Annotated in this window: 16 protein-coding genes; 5 read left to right on the top strand and 11 right to left on the bottom strand. The window is 72.6% G+C overall.

Annotated features, from left to right (window positions below):
• A partial coding sequence (locus tag ACFXPX_RS31430; protein ID WP_380644197.1) for an ABC transporter substrate-binding protein occupies positions 1 to 795 on the bottom strand: 795 nt, incomplete at its 3' end.
• A 539-nt stretch (positions 796 to 1,334) separates the two neighbouring features.
• On the opposite strand from ACFXPX_RS31430, the gene ACFXPX_RS31425 reads away from it, so the two are divergent.
• The gene (locus ACFXPX_RS31425) at positions 1,335 to 2,117 is read left to right on the top strand and encodes an IclR family transcriptional regulator (RefSeq protein ID WP_375891406.1); all 783 of its coding nucleotides are present in this window, start codon (positions 1,335 to 1,337) and stop codon (positions 2,115 to 2,117) included.
• 242 nt (positions 2,118 to 2,359) lie between these two features.
• On the opposite strand, the gene ACFXPX_RS31420 is transcribed toward ACFXPX_RS31425, so the two are convergent.
• From ACFXPX_RS31420 to ACFXPX_RS31400, 5 genes are all read right to left on the bottom strand, one after another.
• Positions 2,360 to 3,127 carry a winged helix-turn-helix domain-containing protein gene (locus ACFXPX_RS31420; protein WP_380589948.1) on the bottom strand — a complete coding sequence of 256 codons (768 nt, stop codon included), beginning with the start codon at positions 3,125 to 3,127 and terminating at the stop codon, positions 2,360 to 2,362.
• A 722-nt stretch (positions 3,128 to 3,849) separates the two neighbouring features.
• A complete protein-coding gene (locus ACFXPX_RS31415; RefSeq protein WP_380404130.1) occupies positions 3,850 to 4,497 on the bottom strand; it encodes an ATP/GTP-binding protein in 648 nt (215 codons plus the stop codon).
• Complete coding sequence (locus ACFXPX_RS31410) at positions 4,478 to 5,026, bottom strand: DUF742 domain-containing protein (RefSeq protein ID WP_380644196.1); 549 nt, start codon at positions 5,024 to 5,026, stop codon at positions 4,478 to 4,480. The genes ACFXPX_RS31415 and ACFXPX_RS31410 overlap by 20 nt, the downstream gene beginning before the upstream one ends.
• Positions 5,027 to 5,034: 8 nt before the next feature.
• A complete protein-coding gene (locus tag ACFXPX_RS31405) occupies positions 5,035 to 5,454 on the bottom strand; it encodes a roadblock/LC7 domain-containing protein (protein WP_375891400.1) in 420 nt (139 codons plus the stop codon).
• Positions 5,451 to 8,651 (bottom strand): nitrate- and nitrite sensing domain-containing protein, encoded by a 3,201-nt coding sequence (locus ACFXPX_RS31400; RefSeq protein ID WP_380644195.1) that lies wholly within the window; start codon positions 8,649 to 8,651, stop codon positions 5,451 to 5,453. The genes ACFXPX_RS31405 and ACFXPX_RS31400 overlap by 4 nt, the downstream gene beginning before the upstream one ends.
• 561 nt (positions 8,652 to 9,212) lie before the next feature.
• Here ACFXPX_RS31400 and ACFXPX_RS31395 point away from each other — a divergent pair.
• The 3 genes from ACFXPX_RS31395 (at position 9,213) to ACFXPX_RS31385 (ending at position 13,815) form a co-directional block, all read left to right on the top strand.
• On the top strand, positions 9,213 to 11,042 hold the full coding sequence (locus ACFXPX_RS31395; RefSeq protein ID WP_380521083.1) for an AMP-dependent synthetase/ligase: 1,830 nt from the start codon (positions 9,213 to 9,215) through the stop codon (positions 11,040 to 11,042).
• A 274-nt stretch (positions 11,043 to 11,316) separates the two neighbouring features.
• Complete coding sequence (locus tag ACFXPX_RS31390) at positions 11,317 to 12,483, top strand: polysaccharide deacetylase family protein (protein ID WP_380521144.1); 1,167 nt, start codon at positions 11,317 to 11,319, stop codon at positions 12,481 to 12,483.
• A 441-nt stretch (positions 12,484 to 12,924) separates the two neighbouring features.
• Positions 12,925 to 13,815, top strand: coding sequence for a nitroreductase/quinone reductase family protein (locus ACFXPX_RS31385; RefSeq protein WP_380521080.1), 891 nt, complete (start codon positions 12,925 to 12,927; stop codon positions 13,813 to 13,815).
• Positions 13,816 to 13,941: 126 nt separating this feature from the next.
• Here the strand turns inward: ACFXPX_RS31385 and ACFXPX_RS31380 are convergent, their stop codons facing one another.
• The 4 genes from ACFXPX_RS31380 to ACFXPX_RS31365 form a co-directional block, all read right to left on the bottom strand.
• A complete protein-coding gene (locus ACFXPX_RS31380; RefSeq protein WP_380644194.1) occupies positions 13,942 to 14,739 on the bottom strand; it encodes an SGNH/GDSL hydrolase family protein in 798 nt (265 codons plus the stop codon).
• Positions 14,740 to 15,013: 274 nt separating this feature from the next.
• A complete protein-coding gene (locus tag ACFXPX_RS31375; protein WP_380589931.1) occupies positions 15,014 to 15,811 on the bottom strand; it encodes an SGNH/GDSL hydrolase family protein in 798 nt (265 codons plus the stop codon).
• 321 nt (positions 15,812 to 16,132) lie between these two features.
• Entirely contained in the window at positions 16,133 to 16,771 is a 639-nt protein-coding gene (locus ACFXPX_RS31370) for a hypothetical protein (protein ID WP_375891388.1), read from the bottom strand.
• A 191-nt stretch (positions 16,772 to 16,962) separates the two neighbouring features.
• Positions 16,963 to 18,267: a hypothetical protein gene (locus ACFXPX_RS31365; RefSeq protein ID WP_380644193.1), complete on the bottom strand. Its 1,305-nt coding sequence runs from the start codon at positions 18,265 to 18,267 to the stop codon at positions 16,963 to 16,965.
• Positions 18,268 to 18,574: 307 nt separating this feature from the next.
• On the opposite strand from ACFXPX_RS31365, the gene ACFXPX_RS31360 reads away from it, so the two are divergent.
• Positions 18,575 to 18,916: a hypothetical protein gene (locus ACFXPX_RS31360; protein ID WP_380644192.1), complete on the top strand. Its 342-nt coding sequence runs from the start codon at positions 18,575 to 18,577 to the stop codon at positions 18,914 to 18,916.
• A gap of 171 nt (positions 18,917 to 19,087) precedes the next feature.
• Here the strand turns inward: ACFXPX_RS31360 and ACFXPX_RS31355 are convergent, their stop codons facing one another.
• Positions 19,088 to 20,515: a serine/threonine-protein kinase gene (locus ACFXPX_RS31355; RefSeq protein WP_380644191.1), complete on the bottom strand. Its 1,428-nt coding sequence runs from the start codon at positions 20,513 to 20,515 to the stop codon at positions 19,088 to 19,090.
• Between the last annotated feature and the right edge of the window lie 278 nt (positions 20,516 to 20,793).

Raw genomic sequence — 20,793 nt, 5'->3', positions numbered from 1 at the left:
GGCCTGGAGGATCCTGGCCACCTCCACCGGACGCTCGGCGGCCCAGTCGGCGGCCTCCAACAGGACCGCCAGGAAGCGGGCGACCAGCTCCGGGTGCTCGTCCAGCAGCCGCTGGTGGACGGTGACCGGCCGGGGCGTGCCGTTGTTGACCCGGGCCCGGCGGTCCGGAGCCGCGTCCAGCTCCACCGCCACCTCCGCGCCGATCCGGCGGGCCGCCTCGACGGCCAGCGCCCCCTTCACGTACACGGCGTCCACCAGGCCGTCTCGCAATGCGGACAGCTCGGCGGACCACTGCCCGCCGCCCGGGACGGCCGGCACGTCGACCAGTTCGGCGTCCTCCAGCCCGAGACCCGCGAGCGCCAGGGCGCCCCGGAAGCCGGCCAGGGCCATGGCCCGCCAGAAGTCGATGCCGATCCCATGATGTGGAACCGCCAGCCTCAGCCCGCGCAGCTGCCCGGGCTCACTGATGCCGCTCCCGGCCCGGACCAGGACGACCTGTCGCTCCTCGATCCAGGTCAACCCGATCAGCCGGGTCGCCTCGCCGCGCGAACGGGCCCACAGCGCGGGGACGTTGCCGCCCTCGCGGAAGAGCCCGGTGAGCGCGTGGGTGTAGTGGTGGTCGGCGGCCACCTCCGGCGGGGCGTCCTGGAGCGAGCGGACGGCGATTCCGTCCGGGGCGAACTCCCGTGCCAGCCAGCCCTGATCAGCGGCGATACCGGTCGCGGTGGGCACCGGGCAGCGGGTGAACCAGAGGGTTTCGGGGACGGCGGAGGAGCTGGGCGAACGACTGGGCACGGGGCGTGGTCCTCTTCGGGGGCTCCGACGGCGGTCGGAGGCAGCGGAGTTCGGGTGCGCCGCCGCCGCACGGCACGGCGCACGGCGGCGAGCGGGAAGCGGAGCGCGGAGCGCACGCCGCACGGCGCACGGCGTACGGCGTACGGCGTACGAAGGCGCAGGAGGAGCGGGACGAGGAGCGTCAGCGACAACAGGGACAGGAGGGAACACACCGGTGGGACGTCACGGCGCTACTCCTTCCGGTCCGGCGCACGGGGATCCACGCGTCGCGGCACACGGGTGCACCGAGCGCGGGCGAGGTGGGGTGGCGACGACGATGGCGATGGCGCGCCGTCCGTACCGAGGAGCCGGGCGGCGCGATGCGAGGAGCGTTCCACGCCGGTCGAGCCGGAGGCAAGCCTTTGCCACATGGTGGGATCAGTTGTTCATCAACGCCATTCCATTGCAACGTCGTTGACACATCTCCGCAGCACTCGCTGCCCTACGCTGAGACTCCCTCCGGCGCGCCGCCCGGAGCCACGAACCGAACGCGAGGTGCCATGGCCGAGGCCGCCACCGCCGTCCAGAGCCCCCCGGCCGGTGCCCAGGCCGTCCAGCGCGCACTCGGACTGCTGCACTGCTTCCACGACAACGGCCCCGACCTCAGCGCCTCGGACCTGGCCCGTCGGATGGACCTCTCGGTCTCCACCGCGCACCGGCTCGCCCGCACGCTGGTCAGCGCCGGATTCCTGGAGCAGGACGATCAGACGGCCCGCTACCGGCTGGGTCCGGCGGTCGCCGAACTCGGCCAACTCACCTTCCACCAGCGCGGACTGCACCTGGCCGGCCCCGAGCTGGAGCTGCTCTCCCGACGCACCGGAACGACCGCCGACCTGGCGATCCGCAGTGGCCCGCACGCCGTCATCCTGGTCGGCGGCTCGGTCCGGCCGGACACCGGGCTCGGGCTGCGCCGCCCGCTGCACTCCACAGCGCTCGGCAAGGTCCTGCTCGCCTGGCCGCGCGCAGGCGAGGCGGCGGTGTCCGCACTCGGCCCGCTACCGTCCTTCACCGACCGTACGATCACCGAACCGTCGCTCCTGGAAGAGGAGTTGGCTCGGGTGCGGGCGGCCGGTCACGCGCTCAACGACGGCGAGTCCGCCGCCGGGGTGCGGACGCTCGCGGTTCCCGTACTGGACGCCGCCGGGCAGGCCCGGTTCGCGCTCGCGGTCCGCTCGACCCCGGCGCACCTCACCGACGACCGCCTGGACCGGTTCCTGACCCCCGCCCGGACCTGCGCCGAAGCCCTCTCCGTCCTCCTGCTGCCCCCCGACCAACGGGCCTGACCCGGGCGCCCCGCACAACCGGTCCATCCGACTCGCACCGCCCGCCCACGCGCAGCGCCAACACGCGGCAGCGGGCCGCCCGTTCACGGAAGGAACGGGCGGCCCGCTGTGACGCAGGGCGGCCTCACGCCGAAGGCGGTCGGCCACAAGCGGTCGGCCGGAGACGGTCGGCCACCGACGGTGGGCCGGAGAGGGTGGACCGAAGACCCTGGGCCAACGGCCGAACAGCGCGGAGCAGCAGCTCAGTTGACCGGCGTGTACTTGTACCCGACCCGGCGCACCGTCACGATCGAGTCCCGGTAGGCGGGGCCGAGCTTGCGGCGCAGCCGGGCGACGTGCACGTCGACCGTGCGACCGTCCCCGACGTGGCCGTAGCCCCAGACCGCCGAGACCAGGTGGTCCCGGGTGTGCACCCGCTGCGGGTGCTCGGTGAGGTGGGCCAGCAGCTCGAACTCCAGGTAGGTGAGGTCGAGCAGCCGCCCGTCGACGTAGGCGTTGCGGCGCTCGGCGTCGACGGCGATGCCGCGTCCGGCGGGCCGGACCGGACGGACGGCGGCCGGTGCGGCGCCCGTCCCCGCAAGACCCGAACCCGCAAGGCCCGATCCGGCGCCACCCGGCAGCGTGCCCGGCGTGGCGTGCCCGGCCAGTCCGAGCGGACCGGCCGCCGGGCTCTCGGCCGGTACCAGCACCAGGTAGCCGACCATCGGGTGGCCGGCGGGCGCGCCGGTCTGCGCACCGTACTGGGCGAGCAGGCCCTGCGGCAGCACTCCCTGCGGCAGGGCGGCGACGACGGCCGCGCCCTCCGGCAGTGCGGCGAGCAGCGACGCGGGGGCCGGCGGTGCGACCGCCCCGGACTGGGGCGGGACCGACGGGCCGGAGGGCACGGCGGAGGGAACGACGGAAGGAACAACGGAGACGGGCGGGACGGAGACCGGGGGAACGGAGCGGACCGCGCGCAGGTGCGGGGTCGCGACGGGCAGGGGCAGGGTGGCCGTGGAGGAGGAAGACATGGTGTGCCGCTCATTTCGCGCGTGACGGACGGGGTGGAGTCGTCTGCGCGTCGACCGGGCGTACTGCCGGAGCTGGACCGGGGGGACCGGGTTCAGCGGGCGGAGGGCCGGGACGCGCTGGGCGAACCCGGACACGTCTGATCGAACAGGTGTGGCTGCCGGGACGGCCAGAACGGTTCGAGGGAGTTGCTGGGGCGAACGGTGTTCACTGGTGGTCTCTCCGCGGGGCGGGGCCGGATCGGTCGGCCGCGGGCGCTCCTGACGTGCGGTCCGCTACGGCCTGGTCGACGGGGTCGGTGGTGCGTCGGGCGGCGGCCGGGTGCAGGCCTGGGGTGCCGGGGACGTACCGGGGTGGAGGAGGCCGGTCAGCGACAACAGGCGCTGCAGATCAGCGCGTGGTCGATGTAGCGGCGGACGGTGAGCACCGGCATGACGGGGCCGGGCACGGCGGTGATGCGTCGCTTGCCGACGGTCATCCCTGCTGCCCTCCCCCTTCGTCCTGCCTCGTCGCGCTCCACGCGCTTGCGCTTCGTTGCGCTTCGTTGCCCGCGCGGCGACACACCCATGATCCGGTGCGCGCCGGGACGGCTTACGTCCACAGAGCCTTCCACGCCCGAGCCTGTCTAGGCAACCTTCCGCGCACCGTTCGTCCGACATGTGGACCACCGAATGAGACGTCGGGTGCACGAAGCGCCCCTGACCAGGACCGATCCCACGGAGCCTCAGGTCCGGGCCGCAGCCCGCCGACGGAGCTCGGCGGCGTGCTCGACCAGCGCCACGAGCAGTCCCTTGCCGTCCTCCCGCAGCCGGGCGTCGCACAGGACCACCGGGATGCCCGGGTCGAGGTCCAGCGCGTCCCGGACCTCCTCCGGGGCGAACCGCTCGGTGCCGTCGAAGCAGTTGACCGCGACCAGGAACGGGATGCCGCGCTGCTCGAAGAAGTCGACCGAGGGGAAGCAGTCGGCCAGCCGCCGGGTGTCCGCGAGCACCACGGCGCCGAGCGCGCCACGCGCCAGCTCGTCCCAGACGAACCAGAACCGGTCCTGCCCGGGCGTCCCGAACAGGTAGAGCGCGAGGCCGGGCCGCAGGTCGATCCGGCCGAAGTCCATCGCCACCGTGGTGGTCCGCTTGGCCTCCACGCCCGAGGTGTCGTCCACCGGGCGGCCCAGTTCGCTGAGTTCCTCCTCGGTGCGCAGCGGCCGGATCTCGCTGACCGACCCGACCAGGGTGGTCTTGCCCGCGCCGAACCCGCCCGCCACCAGGATCTTCACCGCGGCGGCCGGACCGCCGCGCCAGCGCGGGTCGTCGGCGCTCCCGGCAGGCTTCGCGGCGGTGCTCGGCGGGGTGGGGTCAGAGCGCACGGAGTCCATTGATCACGTCTCGCAGCAGGCGCTCGTCCGGCAGCTCGGCGAGCGGAACGGGTCGGGTGACGCTGATCAGGTCGGCGTCGTAGAGGTCGCCGAGCAGGACGCGCACGACGCTGACCGGCAGGTCGGTGTAGGAGCCGAGCTCGGCGACGGACAGCGGCTCGTGGCGGCACCAGGCCAGCAGGGTCTGGTGCTCCGGGTCGAGGACGTGCGCGGGCACGGCCCCCGCGTCCGGCCCGGGCTCCTTGGCGGTGACCAGCGAGATCAGGTCGAACAGCCCCTCCTCGACCGGCCGGGTGCGGCCCCTGGTCATCGAGTAGAGCCGCACCACCGGTCCGGCCTCGTCGTCGAACCACCGGTCGTCGACCGGGGTGCGGGGCCGGAACAGGTCGACCTCGGGTCCGCCCGGGGTGTCCTGCTCCGGCCCCACACCGTCGGGGGCCGGGCCGTCCGGCTCCGTGCCTTCCGGGGCCGTGCCCGCCGGCTCCGCGCCCTCCGGGGTCACCGAGCCGTCCGCCATCGGATCCGCCATCGGACCGCTCAGCCCCTCGGCGCGGCGGTTTCGGTGCGCGGCTCGGCGGCCATGTGCTCGCCGACCCGCTTGACCAGCAGGGCCATCTCGTAGGCGATCTGGCCGATGTCCGCCTCGGCCTCGCTCAGCACGGCCAGACAACTGCCGTCGCCCGCAGCCGTGATGAAAAGGAACGCCTCGTCCAGCTCCACCATGGTCTGCCGGACCCCGCCGACCTTGAAGTGCCCGCCGGCCCCCTTGGCCAGGCTGTGGAACCCGGCCGCGACCGCGGCGAGGTGCTCGGCGTCCTCGCGGTCGAGGTCGCGCGAGGCGCCGGTGGCCAGCCCGTCGCTGGAGAGGATCACCGCGTAGCGCAGGGCCGCGACCCGGCCCACCAGGTCGTCCAGGAGCCAGTTGAGGTCCCCGGACGGCTGCGTCGAAGTGGTCATGAATCAGTTCCTTCCGCTGGAGCGGGTGGTGCGGGTACTACGAGGGCTGCGGATCCTGCGGATCCTGAGGGTGCAGCGGGTCCTGCGGCCGTAGCGGGCACTGCCGGTGCTACGGGTCCTGCAGGTACGACGGTTCCTGCCGGTGCTACGGGTCCTGCCGGTGTGGCGGGCACTGCCGGTGCTACGGGCACTGAAGGTGTCACTGGTGGTACGGCCAGGACGGCCGCAGGGTTCCGCCGCACCGGCTGGCCCGGCGGGATCCGACGGGCGAGCGGCGCCCGGGCGGCGTCCCCGGGCGGGGGTGCGGGCAGCGCCGCCGGGGCGGGCGCCGGGCTGATCGCCAGCCGGGAGGTGTCCGGCGGCTGCCAGCGCGGTACGGCGACGGGCCGGGCACCCGACGCGGCCGTACGGTCCGCCGGGGCGGTGGTGCCGCGGCCGCGGGTGAAGCCGCGCTGGAACGAGGCGAAGGTGGCCCTGGCCTCCTCCGGCGAGCGTTCCCTGACCTCCGCGGCCCGGTCGGCTTCCCCTGTATCGGCGGCCTCCGCCGACGGTCCACCGGCCCGGCCCGCGGCCCCGGGTTCCCCGCGGAGGCGGTCCTTCGCCAGTTCCTTGAGCTGCGGAGCGAGGTTCGCCTGCCGGACCCGACGGGGCAGCCCGCCGGGCGTCCGGGGCGCGGCGTCGGCCCCAGCCGCGGCGACGGGGGCGGCGCCCCCGAACACGGCGTCCACCGGCGCGGCGTCCACGGGCACGGCGTCCACGGGCACGGCGTCCACCGGCACGGGGTCCACGGGCACGGGGTCCACCGGCACGGGGTCCACCGGCACGGCGTCCACCAGGGCGGGCACCGCGGCGACCGTGGCTTGCGCCGCGTCCCGCCGGTGCCGTCCCGTGCCCGTCCCGGTCTCGACGTCCGAGGCCGGCGCGGGCACCAGCACCGGACCGCCCTTGGTCCGTGCCGCCCGGCGCGGCAACCCGTTGGCCGTAAGCCCGGTCTCGGGCACGGACGGCCGCGGTCCGCCGGTCACCCGGTGCCGCCCGCCCGTGCCCCCGGCGGGCACCGGACCGGCAGACCCGCCCGGGTACGGATCCGTGGACGGCGACGTGGACATGGACGTGGACGAATCCGCGAACGGAGACGCGCCCGCGGACGGGCCCGCGGCGCCGCCGGAGGCCGGGTCGGGCACCGCGACCAGGTCACGCCGCCCGGCCGTACGCCCGGCCGCCCGGCCCACCGGCCGTCGTCCTCCACCCGTGACACCGCCGGCACCGCCCCCGGCCGCGGGCGGCTCCGGCAATCCGTCCGGTGCCTCCGCCAGCAGCTCGCGCGGGATCAGCACCACCGCCGTCGTCCCCCCGTACGGGGACGGCCGCAGGTGGACCCGGATGCCGTGCCGCCGGGCGAGCCGGCTGACCACGAACAGCCCCAGCCGGTCGGTGTCGGCGAGGTCGAACTCCTGCTCCTCGGTGATGCGTTCGTTGATCTCGGCGAGCAGCTGCTCGCTCAGCCCGAGTCCGCGGTCGTCGATCTCCAGCGCGAAGCCGTGCGCCACCACCTCGCCCTGAACGGTGACTTGGGTGGTCGGCGGGGAGAACACGGCCGCGTTCTCCACCAGTTCGGCGATCAGGTGGGTGACGTCGGCGACGGCGCTGCCGAGCAGGCCGGTGCCGGGGAACGGCCGGACGGTCACCCGGGCGTAGTCCTCGACCTCACCGACCGCCGCGCGGACCACGTCCACCATCCGGACCGGCTTGCGCCAGGCGCGTCCGGGCGAGCCGCCGGCCAGGATGATCAGGCCCTCGGCGTGGCGGCGCATGCGGGTGGTGAGGTGGTCGACCTTGAAGAGGTCCTCCAGCTCCGCCGGGTCCTCGGTGCGGCGCTCCATGGTGTCCAGCAGGGTGAGCTGCCGGTGCAGCAGCACCTGGCTGCGCCGGGCCAGGTTGACGAACACCGCCGCGACGCCGCGGCGCAGTTCGGCCTGCTCGACGGCGGCCTCCACGGCGGCCCGCTGGACCGCGTTGATGGCCTGGCCGACCTGTCCGATCTCGGCCTGGCCGAAGCGCAGTTCGGGTGCCTCGACGGCGACGTCCACCGGCTCGCCGCGGCGCAGCCGGAGCATGACGGACGGCAGTCGGGTGCTGGCGAGCTCATTGGCCGCGTTGCGCAGGTTGATCAGCTCGCGGGCCAGGCCGCGCCCGATCCGGAAGGAGATCATCACCGACAGCACGACGGCGACCAGGCCGATCGCGCCGGCGATGCCGCCGCGCCACAGCGCCGCGATCGCGGCCGAGCGCCCGCGCTCGTCCATCCCTGCGGTGATCCGGGAGTTGATCGAGGAGAGGTCGCCGAGCGAGCGGTCGGCGGTCTCCCGCCAGTTGTCGCCGTTGAGGGCCTGGACCACCCGGTCGGGGCCGCCGGCGCCGACGAAGTCCGCCTCGGCCCGGGCCAGCGCGCCCCAGGCCTCGCCGCCGCGCAGCGCGATGTAGTCGGCCTGGTCGGCGGGTTCCAGCTCGGCGATGTAGACGGTGAACAGGGCCTGCTGGTTGTGCAGGGCGTCCAGCGCGGCCTGGTACTGCTCGGCGGTGGGCCGGGCCGCGCCGGTGCGCAGGCCCTCCATCGCCGCGTCCTCCTGGGAGAGGTACTCGCGGGCGCGCACCAGCTCGATCAGGATGGTGCCCTGGCGCGGGAGTTGGCCGCTCTGCCGGGCGACGTACGCGGACCGGAAGCCGAAGACGGGGCGGATCAGGTCGCTGTACTGTCCGAGGGCGAATTCCCAGTTGAGCGCCAGTCGACCGACCTGGGCGCGGAGCGGGCCGAGCTGGTCGGCCGCGGCGATGATCTGCAGCAGGCGGGCCCGCTGGCCGGTGGAGAGCCGGTCGCCGGCGGCGTCCTTCTTCTGGCGCAGCACCGCGAGGCTGTGGTCGGTGGCCGTCCGCGCGTGCTCGAAGCCGTCCCGGGCGACCGGCGAGTTCGGGTCGGCCAGGTGCTGGACGGCGGCGCGGCGCTCGTTCTGCAGGTCGCCGGTGTACTGGTCCACCGCCGCCCCGTAGTCCTTGTACGCACTGCTGATCGACAGCTGGCTCCAGGCGTCCCCGGTGGCGGCGAGCGTCGCGTACGCCCACAGGGCGACGAGCGCGACGATGGGCACCAGGAGCAGCGCGATGATCTTCGCGCGGATCGAGCTGCTGCGCAGACGCATGGAGTCCTCGGTCGGGGAAGTGCCAGGCGCGGACGGGGAGCGGTTCGGAGGGCTTCCGGGGTACTGGTGGGACGGCAGGCTTGACGGCAGGCTGGACGGCGGGCGGGGCGGTACTCGGGGAGTCCTGGACAGGGAGCTGCGGGGGCTCCCGGCCACGGGTCTGCGAGACTCTACTACGCCCTGACCACACGTTCGAGGGTCGAACCGATCCGCTTCTTCGCCTTGCCCCGGACACGTCAGGGGACGGCCGCGATCCACCCCGCTCCACCCCGAGCCGGACCCGGCCCCTCCTCCCCGGCCCGTCGCCGTGCCGTCACCGACGACTCCCACTCGGCTCCCGGGGCACCCCGGGGCACCCACCGCCGCCTCCGCGACTCCTCCCCAACTGCGACACCATCCGTGCTGACCGGTGTCGATCTCGTCGCGTCACCGTCACAACCCTGGGCAGTGACAGGCCGATCCGATAGTTTCGCACCACCCCGCACGACCGGGCGCCGCCATCCCGGTGCCCGTGCGCCGGGGCCGACGGACAGCGCCGCGAGACGCGAACTGGGGAGGACTGTGCGCGAGTTCACCACCCCCGCCCCGGCCGGGCCCGAGGCCACCGGAGGACTCGCCGACTCCTTGTACGACACCGCCGAACGCCGCCCCGACCTGGTGCAACTGTCCCGGCGGACCGGCGACGGACGTTGGCAGGACGTCACCGCACGGGAGTTCCGGGACGACGTCCTCGCCCTCGCCAAGGGCCTGCTGACCCGCGGCGTGCGCTACGGCGACCGGGTCGCCCTGATGTCCCGCACGCGATACGAGTGGACGCTGTTCGACTACGCACTCTGGTCGATCGGTGCGATCACCGTCCCGGTCTACCCCACCGCCGCGCCCGAGCAGGTCCGCTGGATCCTCGCCGAGACCCAGGCGGTGGCCTGCCTGGTCGAGGACGAGGACGCCGCGATGACCGTCGGCGCGGTCTGCGACGCCCTGCCCGACCTGACCGGGATCTGGCAGCTGGACCGCGACTGCGTCGCCGCGATCACCGAGGACGGCATGGGCGTCCCCGACGCCCTGGTGCACCGCCAGCGGCTCGGCGTCACCGCCGCCAACATCGCCACCGTGGTCTACACCTCGGGCACCACCGGACGCCCCAAGGGCTGCCTGATCAGCCACGCCAACCTGGCCGCCGAGGCCGACTCGCTGCTCGCCGGCTGGGGCGAGGTGCTGCGCGACACCGGCGGTGGCGGCCAGCCCGCCACCCTGCTCTTCCTACCGCTGGCGCACGTCTACGGACGGGCGGTGCAGATCGCGGCGATCCGCGGCGGCTTCCGGATCGGGCACGTCCCCGAGGTCTCCACCGACGCGCTGCTGCCCGCCCTGGCGAGCTTCCGGCCGACCTTCCTGCACGCCGTCCCGTACGTCTTCGAGAAGATCTTCCAGCGGGCCAGGCGCGCCGCCGAGGAGGCCGGGCGCGGCGAACTCTTCGAGCAGGCCCGGCAGGTGGCCGTCGACTGGGCGGCCGCCCGGGAGCAGAAGGCCTTCGGCCGCGGACCCGGCCCCGGTACGGCCCTGCGGCTGCGCCACCTGGCCTACGAGCGGACCGTCTACCCGAAGCTGCGCGCCGTGCTCGGCGGGCGGGTGCGCACCGTGATGTGCGGAGGCTCCTCGCTGCGGCGGGACCTGGGCCTGTTCTTCACCGGCGCCGGGCTCCAGTTCTACGAGGGCTACGGCCTCACCGAGACCAGCGCGGCGATCACCGCCAACCCGGCCGGCCGGCAGAAGCTCGGCACCGTCGGACAGCCGGTGCCGGGCGCCTCGGTGGCCATCGCGGACGACGGCGAGGTGTGGGTGCGCGGCGGCTCGGTCTTCGGCGGCTACCTCAACCACCCGCAGTGCACGGCGGAATCACTGGTCGACGGCTGGTTCGGGACGGGCGACCTGGGCCGGCTGGACGAGGACGGCTACCTCACCATCACCGGCCGCAAGAAGGACCTGATCGTCACCAGCAGCGGCAAGAACCTCGCCCCGACGGCACTGGAGGAACGGGTCGAGGCGCACCCGCTGGTCTCCCAGTGCCTGGTGGTCGGCGACGACCGGCCGTACGTGGCGGCGCTGATCACCCTCGACCCGGCCGCGCTGGCGCACTGGCTCAAGACCCGCGGACGGGAGCAACTGGACGCCTGGGCGGTGCTGGCGGACGAGCAGCTGCACGTCGAGGTCCAGCGCGCGGTGGCGGCGGCGAACACCGCCGTCTCGCGGGCCGAGTCGATCCGCGCGTTCCGCCTGCTGCCACGGGAGTTCAGCCTGGAGCAGGGACTGCTGACCCCCTCACTCAAGCTGCGGCGGACGGCGATCGCGGAGTACTACTCGACGGACATCGAGGAGCTGTACCTCTCCTGAGCCGGGCCTGACCTCCGTCCGAACCATGCCGTCGGGCAGGTCTTCTGACGTACCGTCTTGTCCCCTTTCGGGACGGATCGTTCGCGCTGCGGTTCACCTGCCGTTCCCTTGACGGGTGGATTGGTCCAGTCCATTGTTGCTCTTCGGTCCGAGTGCGGCGCACCTGCACCACCCGCTCCCGCCCCTCCGGGAGCGCCCCGGTTCCACGGTCCAGATTCCCGTTCCGCGCCCTCCCCACGGGCGTGCCCCCACCTGCTGGAGTCCTCACGTGTCGATGTCCACGCGCCTGTCCGCGCTGGCCGCCTCCGTCGCGCTGCTCACCGCCTTCGCCGTCCCGGCGGCCTCCGCCTCCCCGACGGCCTCCCCGACGGCCTCCCCCGCGACCCCCGTCTCCCCCGCCGGCGGCGCGGGCGCCACGACCGTCAACCTGGCCACCAACCCCGGCTTCGAACTGCCCTCCCCCGCCCTCGCCGACTGGGGCAGCATCCCCGGCTGGAGCTGCACCGGCGGCCCGGCCGAGGCGGCCGTCACCACCTCCGGCGCACACTCCGGCACCTCGGCGCTCACCGTCACCCCGGCGAACGACGACTCCACCGGCGAGTGCGCGCAGACCGTCGCCGTCCAGCCCGGCACCACCTACACCGCCTCGGCCTGGGTGCGCGGCAACTTCGTCTACCTGGGCGCCACCGGCACCGGCCGGGACGTCGCCCCCGCCTGGACCGAGACCACCTCCGGCGGCTGGCAGCAGCTGACCACCCGCTTCACCACCGGCCCGAACACCCACAGCATCCGGCTGTACGTGCACGGCTGGTACCAGCAGGGCCCGTTCTCGGTGGACGACGTACGGGTCGACGGCCCGGCGCCCGCCCCGGCGGTGGCGGCCGGCTCGATCCCGACCACCGACAAGGTCGTCTTCTTCACCGTGGACGACGGCTGGCAGCGCACCCCCGAGGCGGAACGCTTCATCGCCGACCACCACCTGCCGATCACGGCCTTCCCGCTGCCGATGCCGGCCGGCACCGACCCGGACTTCTTCAAGCGGGTCACCGCCGTGCCCGGCTCCTCCGTGCAGGACCACAGCGTCTCGCACTCCGACCTGAGCAAACTCCCCCTGGAGCAGCAGCAGGTGGAGATCTGCGACGCGCGCGACGCGATGACCCGGCTGTTCGGCACCGCGCCCGTGGTGTTCCGCCCGCCGTTCTTCGCCTGGAACGCCGACACCCTGCAGGCCGCCGCGAACTGCGGCATCCGCACCGTGCTGACCGCCGACGCCGACTACAGCTGGGGCGCCTCCAACATTTGGCACCCGGGCCCGCTCCAGCCGGGCGACGTGATCCTGATGCACTGGACCGACACCCTCGCCACCGACCTGCCCCGCGCCCTCGCCGCCGCCGACGCCGCGGGCCTCAAGCCGGCCGGGCTGATCGACTACCTGCGTTGACCGGCCCGCCCCCGGGCGGCGAACGGATGACAGCCGATGCATGACAGCCGACAGATTTCAGATGATGAAATCTGTCAGCTGTTATCTGTTATCTGTCATCTGTTCTCTGTCATCTGTTACCCGTCATCCCTTCGCGGTCGTCCCGTCGCTGCCACCGTCGGCCCCACCCCCTCTCCCCGCGCACGCTCCACGGTGATCACGCCTATTGACACGGCATCCACGGCCCACGTCTCATGGGGGGTGTGCAGCGCGGCGTCGGCCACAGAGAAGTGGGCCGGCCGGCAGTCGGGCCAGCACCTTGCACGCAAAGGGACGATGCGCGATGAGTACCTTCTCCGCTGCCCTGATCTGACCCAGGCGGCCACCACGGTGTCCGCCCGTTCGTCGCGTGATGCCGTGTGTGGCCGCGCCCCCTCACTCGCAGGAGACTTCACCACACACATGCCCATGTCCTTCAACCTGAATGTCATCGAGGAGTTCCGCGCCAACGACGGCCGGGTCGGCGGTCCGTTCGAGGGCGGCGACCTGCTGTTGCTGACCACCACCGGGGCGCACTCCGGCCGGCCGCACACCGTACCGCTCGGGTACGTCCGGTCCGAGGGGCTGCTCCTGGTCATCGCCTCGGCGGCCGGCGCGCCGGAACACCCGCAGTGGTACCGCAATCTGCTGGCCCACCCCGTGGTCAGGGTCGAGCTCGGCACCGAGACCTTCGACGCGATCGCGGTACCCGCCGAAGGCCCGCGCCGGGAGCGACTGTTCGCCGCCGTCGTCCGCCGGGCACCCGGGTACGGCGACTACCAGGCCCACACCGAGCGGGAGTTGCCGGTGGTCGTCCTGGAGCGCCCCGAAGCGCCGCCGGGCCACCCGCGCGACGTCCGCAGCCTGGCCGACAAGCTGCTGGAGGCGCACAGCTGGCTGCGGGCCCAACTGCGCCACGTCCGGGCCGAGGCCCAAGCCCACTCCCCCGGCCGCCCGGCCGGGCTCGGGCTGCAACTGCGCCAGCACTGCCTGGCGTTCTGCGAGGGGCTGACGCGCCACCACACCGGCGAGGACTCCGCGATCTTCCCCGCCCTCGCGCGCAGCCACCCCGAACTCGCCGGAGTGCTGGAGCGGCTCGGTGAGCAGCACCGGGCGATCGGACGGATCAAGGAGGAGCTGCTGGCGCTGCTGGCCGGGATCGAGGTCACGGATCCGGATCAGCTCCGCTCCGAACTGGACCGGATGTCAGCTGAGTTGGAGGCTCACCTCGCCCACGAGGAGGCGGAGCTGCTGCCCGCTCTCGCCGGGATCCCCTTCCCGCCGGTGCGGCCGGACCCCGGCACCGGGCGCTGACGCGGCGGTGCCGCCGTCCCGTCCCAGGACCTGGGAGGGGACGGCGGCACCGGCGTCACATCGTCAGCCCACCGGGATGGCGACCCGACGGGACGGCGGAGCGGCAGAGCGGCAGAGCGCGGACGCTCAGGACTGGCTGAACACCGGGAGGTAGCCGTTGGCCTGGCCGGCCGAGTTGGGGTGGTAGCTCTCGTCGATCGGCAGGGTGGTGCTGTGCAGCCAGGTGTCCTGCGAGCCGCAGATCTCGTGGCCGGAGAAGGCGTCACGCACGTCGCCGAAGGTGAAGCCGGCGTTGGCGACCTCCTTGGCGATCACGCCGTCCAGGGTGTCGGCGGCCTCGTTGATGGCGGCACGCTTGGTGTCGCCGATGCCGAAGAGGCAGTAGCCGCCGATCTGGTAGAGGTGCGGGTAGCCCATCACCACGACGTGGGCGTTCGGGGCCTTGGCACTGATGGCGTTGTACACCTGGCCCAGCTGGCCGGGCAGGGTGTTGGTCGCGTAGTTCTCGGCCGTGCTGACGGCGTTGAGGCAGTCGCTGTCCGAGCCCAGCACGCAGGTCTTCATGGTGCTGGAGAAGCCCGCGTCGTTGCCGCCGACCGAGAGGCTGACCAGCGTGGTGCCGCTGTTCAGCGCGGAGATCTGGCTGTTGAGGATGTCACCGGTTCTCGCGCCCGAGCAGGCGACGAAGGAGAAGGAGGCCGGGGAGTTCGCGTTCGTCCAGAGCTCGGCGTACGCGTTGGCGCTGCGCTTGCAGCTGCCGCTGTCGCCCAGGTAGTTGCCGGCACCGACGCCGGCCGAGTAGGAGTCGCCGAGGGCGACGTAGTTCACGCCGGCCGCGTTGGCGGCTGACGCCGTGAAGAGCGTCGTCATGGTGAGGGCCGCCGCGATCGCGGCGACGGAGAGGGCACGGGCAGGGCGGAGCATCGCACCTCCAGGTATGACGCGGGTCACAGAAAGGGATACCAAGCGGTAATCGAACACGGAAGCGTTCATGCCAAAGACATTGACGGGCAGTCTGCTGGCGCGGAAGTGAACTGCCGCGCGCGCAAGGTCAGTTCACGCCGACCGCCACCCCGGGCGCCGGCGCACCCGCGGACACGCGGACACGCACAGGCGGACGCGCGCTCCGGCACGGAACAACGCGCCGGTGCCTGCCGGCCGTGACCGCCCGGCACCGGCGTACTCGACGCCGCTTCGCTCAGGAGCGGCTGAACACCGGGAGGTAACCCCCGGACTGGCCGGCCGAGTTCGGGTGGTAGCTCTCGTCGATCGGCAGCGTGGTGCTGTGCAGCCAGGTGCTCTGCGAGCCGCAGATCTCGTGCTCGGCGAAGGCGCTGCGCACGTCGCCGAAGGTGAAGCCTGCGTTGGCGACCCGCTTGGCGATCACGCCGTCCAACGTGTCGGCCGCACCGTTGATGGCGGCACGCTTGGTGTCACCGATGCCGAAGATGCAGTCGCCGCCGACCTTGTACAGGTGCGGGTAGCCCATCACCACGACGTGGGCCTTCGGAGCCTTGGCCTTGATGGCGGAGTACACCCGGTCCAGCTGGCCGGGCAGGGTGTTGGTCGCGTAGCTCTTCGCCGTGTTGACGGCGTTGAGGCAGTCGCTGTCCGAGCCCAGCACGCAGGTCTTCATCGTGTCGGCGAAGCCCGCGTCGTTGCCGCCGATCGACAGGCTGACCAGCGTGGTGCCGGTGTTCAGCGCGGAGACCTGACTGTTGAGCACATCGCCGGTTCTCGCCCCCGAACAGGCCACGAAGGAGAAGGAGGACGGCTTGTTCGTGTTCTTCCACAGGTACGCGTACGCATTGGTGCTGCGCTTGCAGCTACCACTGTCGCTCAGGTAGCTACCGGCACCGACGCCGGCCGAGTACGAGTCCCCGAGGGCGACGTAGTTGACACCCGCCGCGTTGGCGGCTGACGCCGTGAAGAGCGTCGTCATGGTGAGACCGGCCGCAATGGCGGCGACGGACAGGGCACGAGCAGGGCGGAGCATGGCACCTCCTGATATGACGCGGGTCACAGAAGGGATACCAGGCGGTAGCCCGGCACGGAAGCGCTCATGCCAAGGACATTGACGGGCCGTCTGATAGCGCAAACGTGAACTACCACCGACCGAGCGTGAGTTCGCCCAGGTGGGTGTGGGTGTACGTCGACGCGCGTCGGTCATCGCGTGTAGACAAAAAACTTCCGAGAAGTCAGCTCGCCGTCAGCCACCGGTCAGGCTGCGGCCGCCGGTGCGTCGGTTCCGCGCCCGCCGCCGGGCAGCCCTGCTCCGGGGACGGCGCGCCGCCGGCCGCGTTCCGGGGGGCCCGGTTCAGTACCGCGGGACGCGTCCGCCGCCCGGGTACACCGGGCCGGGGAAGACCGTGCAGCCCTCGACCGGGAGCTCCTCGATCTCCTCGTTCGCGGCGGCCGGCACACCGAGCCAGTGGACGGCGGTGGCGACCGCCGCCCGGGCCTGGCGCAGCCCGGGCTCGCCCCAGCCCAGCAGCTCGACCGCGAGCCCCGGCGCGACCAGCAGCCGCCGGTAGTGCCGGCCCGAGGCCGGATCGGCCGCGCTCGGACCGACCGCCCGCAGCGCCGCCGCCATCCGGACCCGGGCGCACTCGTGCCCGCCGTTCGCCGAGCCGACCCGGTCGTACAGGTAGCCGAGGTAGTACGGCCGGCCGATCACGGCCTGGGCCTCCTCCCCCGCCTCCCGCGCCAGGGCGGCGGCCGGGTCGCCGTCGTCCTCCGGCTCCAGCGAGCCGCCGGGCAGCGAGCAGATCCCGTCCCGGGGGTTGACCAGGGTCAGCACCCGGCCGTCCGGGGCGAACAGCCAGCCCCAGGACTGCTTCATCGGCAGCCCTTCCGGCACCTGCTCACCCGGCCGCCACGGCCAACCCGCCGTGGGACGCCGGCGCACCTTCCCGAGCAGCTCGGCGATCTCCGCCGTGAACTCGATCCGGCCCATGCCGCGCGTCCCCCCTCTCGGTGTCGGGCTCGCCGGACCCTACGGAGCACGGTACGGAGCGGAGCGACCGGAGTGGCGGCGTGGGGGACCGCGCACTCCTGCTGTTGATCTTCTCCGATCTTCCCCGAACAGGCGGTCGATGAACAGTCCCCAGCGCCGCATGGTGGATGCGGAGGCCGCGAACGCCCTGATCACCCCAGCAGCCCACCCCCGCCCCCGGCCTCCGGGAGGCCCGGCAGCGGGAACCCCGGCTGCGGGACCGCACCGGGCGGGAAGGGCAGCCCGCGCGCCGCGTCGTCGGCCAGCTCGTCGAACACCTCGTGGGCGGTCATCGGCCGCAGCCGCCCACCGGCCAGCGCCCAGCCCCGCACCCGCGGACCGCTCCTCGCCCCGTCCGCGAGCCCGCCCGGCGGAGCGCTCGCCGACCGCCCCGAAGGGTGGTCCGAGGGTCGGTCCGCCTCCCAGTCCGGGGCCCGGTCCGGGGCCCGGTCCGGGGCCCGGTCCGCCGCGTGGCCCGCCGACCGGTACGGCGACGCGGCCGGATCGCCGTGCAGCAGCAACGCCCCCGCACCGCCCGAGGCCACGCCGGCCGCGAGCGTCACGCAGAACGCCTCCACATCCCGCCCGGCGGGTAGCAGCCGCCCCGCCTCGACGCAGACGTCCACCGCCGAGGTGAGCTGCTCACCGTCCTCCGGGCCGTGGCAGCGCAGCGTCAGCAGGTGGCAGCCCTCCCCCGCGCCCTCGGCCAGCGCCAGGTACACGGACGTCACGTACCGCATCACGGCCGCCATCCGCCGCTGCCCGGCCAGGTCGTCGCCCAGCACGTCGAGCAGCGCCGCACAGCCGACGGACATCCGCACCCGCGCCCGGTGGTCGTCCAGCAGCACCGGGAGGAGGTCGGCCATCGGCTCCCCCGCGTAGACGAAGGGCTCCCCGGCGAGCTCCGGATCCCCCGCGTACGCGACCCGGGCGGCCGACGCCCGGGGGTCGAGGCCGAGCGCGGCGCAGTAGTCCTCGAAGTCACCCGCCTCCAGGACGCGCAGGTGCACTTCCAGCCCCTGCTGGTACAGGCCCCTGAGCTGCTCCTCCGCCCGCACCAGGTACTCCCGGTATCCGAGCGCGCCGAACAGCCCGTACTCGGCCAGCACGGCGAAGTCCTCCGCCTCGACGGCCAGCGCCACCGCCACCGGCTGGGGCGGCGCCCCGCGGGCCCGGCCGTCGCGCCGCCCCCGCGCCCCGGCTCCCCCGGCCCCGACGGCCCGCGCACCCGGCGGTCGCCCCGCGCCCGGCGGCGCGGCCCCACCGGGCCCACCCGCCGACGGCCGCCCGAACCCGGGGCCGGCCCCACTCCCGGGCCCGCTCCCGGGCCCGGATGCGTTCCCGGGCCCGGACCCCGGCCTCCGCCCGCCGGACAGCAGCGCCCCCGGCGCCCGCAGCAGCCGCTTCCGCACCACCACGACGCCCAACACCTCGTACACCGACTCCCGCACGGTCATGGTCTCCTCCTGTCCCGTCGGCCTCCGACCCCCGGATCCGCCGACGCCACGGAACATACACAGAGCCACTGACAATCCACCCCGAGTAATCGAACACCGGCGCCCGAGGCTCCCCAGAGGAGCAACATTTGCCCCAAGGCCGGTCCACCGCAGCCCGCCAAGGGGCAAACATGAGCCCCTCGTCGACCACTCGCCCACCGTCCACCCGCCACTCGCCCACCGCCCGCCCTCGGCTCGCCCAGCGGACAACCCCCCGTGGCCACTGAGCAGGCCGGGATTGTCAGCGCAGCGACTGAGGTCGAGCCCGGTGGAAGGCGAGACCAGTCGTGTCACTGCGGCCGAACTGGTGGTTCCCCCGCTGTACGTCCAGGACATCTTCAACCTGGCCCCTGGCGACCAGCTTGTCCGGCGGGAGTACATCGCAGGCCGGGGGAAGACCCGAACCATGCTGGCAGTCGCCTGGCACCCGGCTCACTTCGCCGCCGTGGTCCCCGACCTGCTGTCGACCGCGCCCGGCAAGAACGCGGGGCTCACGGCGAAGGTGCTCGAGGCCTCCGGTCGGACGATCACGCATGCCCGGGACCAGCAAATGAGAGAACCGCCCCGGCCAAGTAGGCCGGGGCGGTTTGCTTTGCTTCGAACGTTCTGAGGAGCGCGAGGAACGGGTTCCCGGAGGCAACCGGCTCAGGCCGGGGATCGGGCACTGGAGCCGGGGGCGTGGTCTTGGCGGGGCGGTAGGAGTCCATGCGGACGACCGTGGCCGGGCGCCGACATGCGGCAGCAGTTCGGAGGAGTCCCCACCTGGCGCCTCCTCGGCGCGCTAGTTCCCCTCATCTCCGCATGCCTTCAAAACCTCCGACCGCGCCCGGCTCGCCTGGCCATCCCCAGCGTCTTGGGCATACCAATTTCTCAATAGGCTGTCTTCATATGTCTCAAGCCGGGATTTTATGTCATAGTCAAGCTCTGGGAGATCTAGAGCATCTTTCGCCTGATTGATGATCTGCTGTCGATTTTGATATGTAGTATAGCCATTCGGCTCATACTTGACGAGCGCGCTCTTCATCCACCCGCAGGCCGTGTTGTTCACTAATTTCGGAAGGCCCCAGGATATTGCGCCAACCATAACTACGGCACCCATTGCTACGACTACTGCATCGCGGGCCTTCTTTGCCGTGAGACCACCCGATCGTTCGGTTGCACTGCTTGCGCCATCCTGGCCTTCGGAGTTGCTGTGCCGCTGTTCCAGTGGCCCGCGTGTGTTGACAGCGGGCACCGGCATGGCAGGTGATGGCCTGTTGAGCAGTAATTTCTCAACCTGCTGTTGCCGCTCAAGCTCTATGGCTGCTCTCAAGTAGGCTTGGCTATCCTTCTTCGGCAGCAAGACCTTGTGCTCAGTCTGCGGCCCACCGGGGTTCTCCGAGCGAGAAGGTCCGGCAAGGAAGACCAATGCTGTTGAAATGCCGAGCCGCTGTTCGGGCTTCTTCTCAAGTAGCAGACGGACGACTGTTCTAAGCGGGTCACGGGCCTTCACGAGCGGTGGAGGCTCATCCATCAGCACTGCGGACATGGATGCCATTGACGTCTCCCTCCTGAACGGGGAGATTCCTTCAATGGCGTGGAAGAGCGTGGCTCCGAGGGAGAAGAGGTCGCTGACCGGCATGTCGGCCCGTCCCCGGATTCGCTCGGGCGCCATGTACTCCGGGGAGCCAATGACTGTCCCCGACGCAGTCAGCACCGTGTCGTTCTCGTGCCGGGCGATCCCGAAGTCGGTGAGAAGGATTCTTCCGTCGGAGGCCATCATGACGTTGGCCGGTTTGACGTCGCGGTGGAAGATACCGGCGCGGTGAGCGGCGTCAAGGGCTTCCAGGAGTGCCCTGGCAACCTTGAGCGCCGTGTCACGGGGCAACGGGCCACGCCGCCTGACGTGTTCGTCCAACGAGCAGCCGTTGACCAGTTGCATCACGATCCACGGGCGGCCGGCATCCACGACGACTTCGTGAACGGTCACGATGTTGGGGTGATCGCGGAGCTTGGCGGCACTTCGGGCCTCACGCGCGGCGCGCTTGAGGCGCTCGTTGTACTCCTCCTCGAACTGCGCGGGTGGGAGCCAGATCTCCTTGATCGCTATGTCTACGTCAAGGTGCTCGTCGTGAGCCTTCCAAACCCGTCCGAAGCCACCCGACCCCAGGCTGGAGACCAGCCGGTACTTCCCCCCGACGAGCTGGCCAGGGCTTGCCTCGTGAGCCATCGTGTCCCCCGGGCTCTCGCACCAACGAGCAGTCGGGTTCGAGCGTACGCAGTGTGTACATGACGGGACCAGACATCGGCGGAACTCGATCGAGATCGAAATGCAGTCGCCCATGCGGCCCTGCACATGGGGATCGTGGCAGGGATCACCGTCCTCTTCGAGCCGGACCGGGCCCAGGCGGAGAGCCCGGCGGGCGAAGAGCGGGCCGTGCTCCTGGTGCACGCCCTCGGGGTACGGTGATGAGCCGTGGACGGCTCACTACCTCCGGCACTTCTTCG

The sequence above is a fragment of the Kitasatospora sp. NPDC059146 genome (genome assembly GCF_042786665.1).
Classification (GTDB): domain Bacteria; phylum Actinomycetota; class Actinomycetes; order Streptomycetales; family Streptomycetaceae; genus Kitasatospora.
Note: the sequence above shows the minus strand (reverse complement) of the source record. Positions and strands in the feature narration are given on the sequence as shown.

What these genes read in the sequence shown, in the direction of transcription:
- ACFXPX_RS31425 (WP_375891406.1), top strand. Translation starts at nt 1,335, where the DNA reads ATGGCCGAGGCCGCCACCGCCGTCCAGAGCCCCCCGGCCGGTGCCCAG.
- ACFXPX_RS31420 (WP_380589948.1), bottom strand. Translation starts at nt 3,127, where the DNA reads ATGTCTTCCTCCTCCACGGCCACCCTGCCCCTGCCCGTCGCGACCCCG.
- ACFXPX_RS31415 (WP_380404130.1), bottom strand. Translation starts at nt 4,497, where the DNA reads ATGGACTCCGTGCGCTCTGACCCCACCCCGCCGAGCACCGCCGCGAAG.
- ACFXPX_RS31410 (WP_380644196.1), bottom strand. Translation starts at nt 5,026, where the DNA reads ATGGCGGATCCGATGGCGGACGGCTCGGTGACCCCGGAGGGCGCGGAG.
- ACFXPX_RS31405 (WP_375891400.1), bottom strand. Translation starts at nt 5,454, where the DNA reads ATGACCACTTCGACGCAGCCGTCCGGGGACCTCAACTGGCTCCTGGAC.
- ACFXPX_RS31400 (WP_380644195.1), bottom strand. Translation starts at nt 8,651, where the DNA reads ATGCGTCTGCGCAGCAGCTCGATCCGCGCGAAGATCATCGCGCTGCTC.
- ACFXPX_RS31390 (WP_380521144.1), top strand. Translation starts at nt 11,317, where the DNA reads ATGTCCACGCGCCTGTCCGCGCTGGCCGCCTCCGTCGCGCTGCTCACC.
- ACFXPX_RS31385 (WP_380521080.1), top strand. Translation starts at nt 12,925, where the DNA reads ATGCCCATGTCCTTCAACCTGAATGTCATCGAGGAGTTCCGCGCCAAC.
- ACFXPX_RS31380 (WP_380644194.1), bottom strand. Translation starts at nt 14,739, where the DNA reads ATGCTCCGCCCTGCCCGTGCCCTCTCCGTCGCCGCGATCGCGGCGGCC.
- ACFXPX_RS31375 (WP_380589931.1), bottom strand. Translation starts at nt 15,811, where the DNA reads ATGCTCCGCCCTGCTCGTGCCCTGTCCGTCGCCGCCATTGCGGCCGGT.
- ACFXPX_RS31370 (WP_375891388.1), bottom strand. Translation starts at nt 16,771, where the DNA reads ATGGGCCGGATCGAGTTCACGGCGGAGATCGCCGAGCTGCTCGGGAAG.
- ACFXPX_RS31365 (WP_380644193.1), bottom strand. Translation starts at nt 18,267, where the DNA reads ATGACCGTGCGGGAGTCGGTGTACGAGGTGTTGGGCGTCGTGGTGGTG.
- ACFXPX_RS31355 (WP_380644191.1), bottom strand. Translation starts at nt 20,515, where the DNA reads ATGGCTCACGAGGCAAGCCCTGGCCAGCTCGTCGGGGGGAAGTACCGG.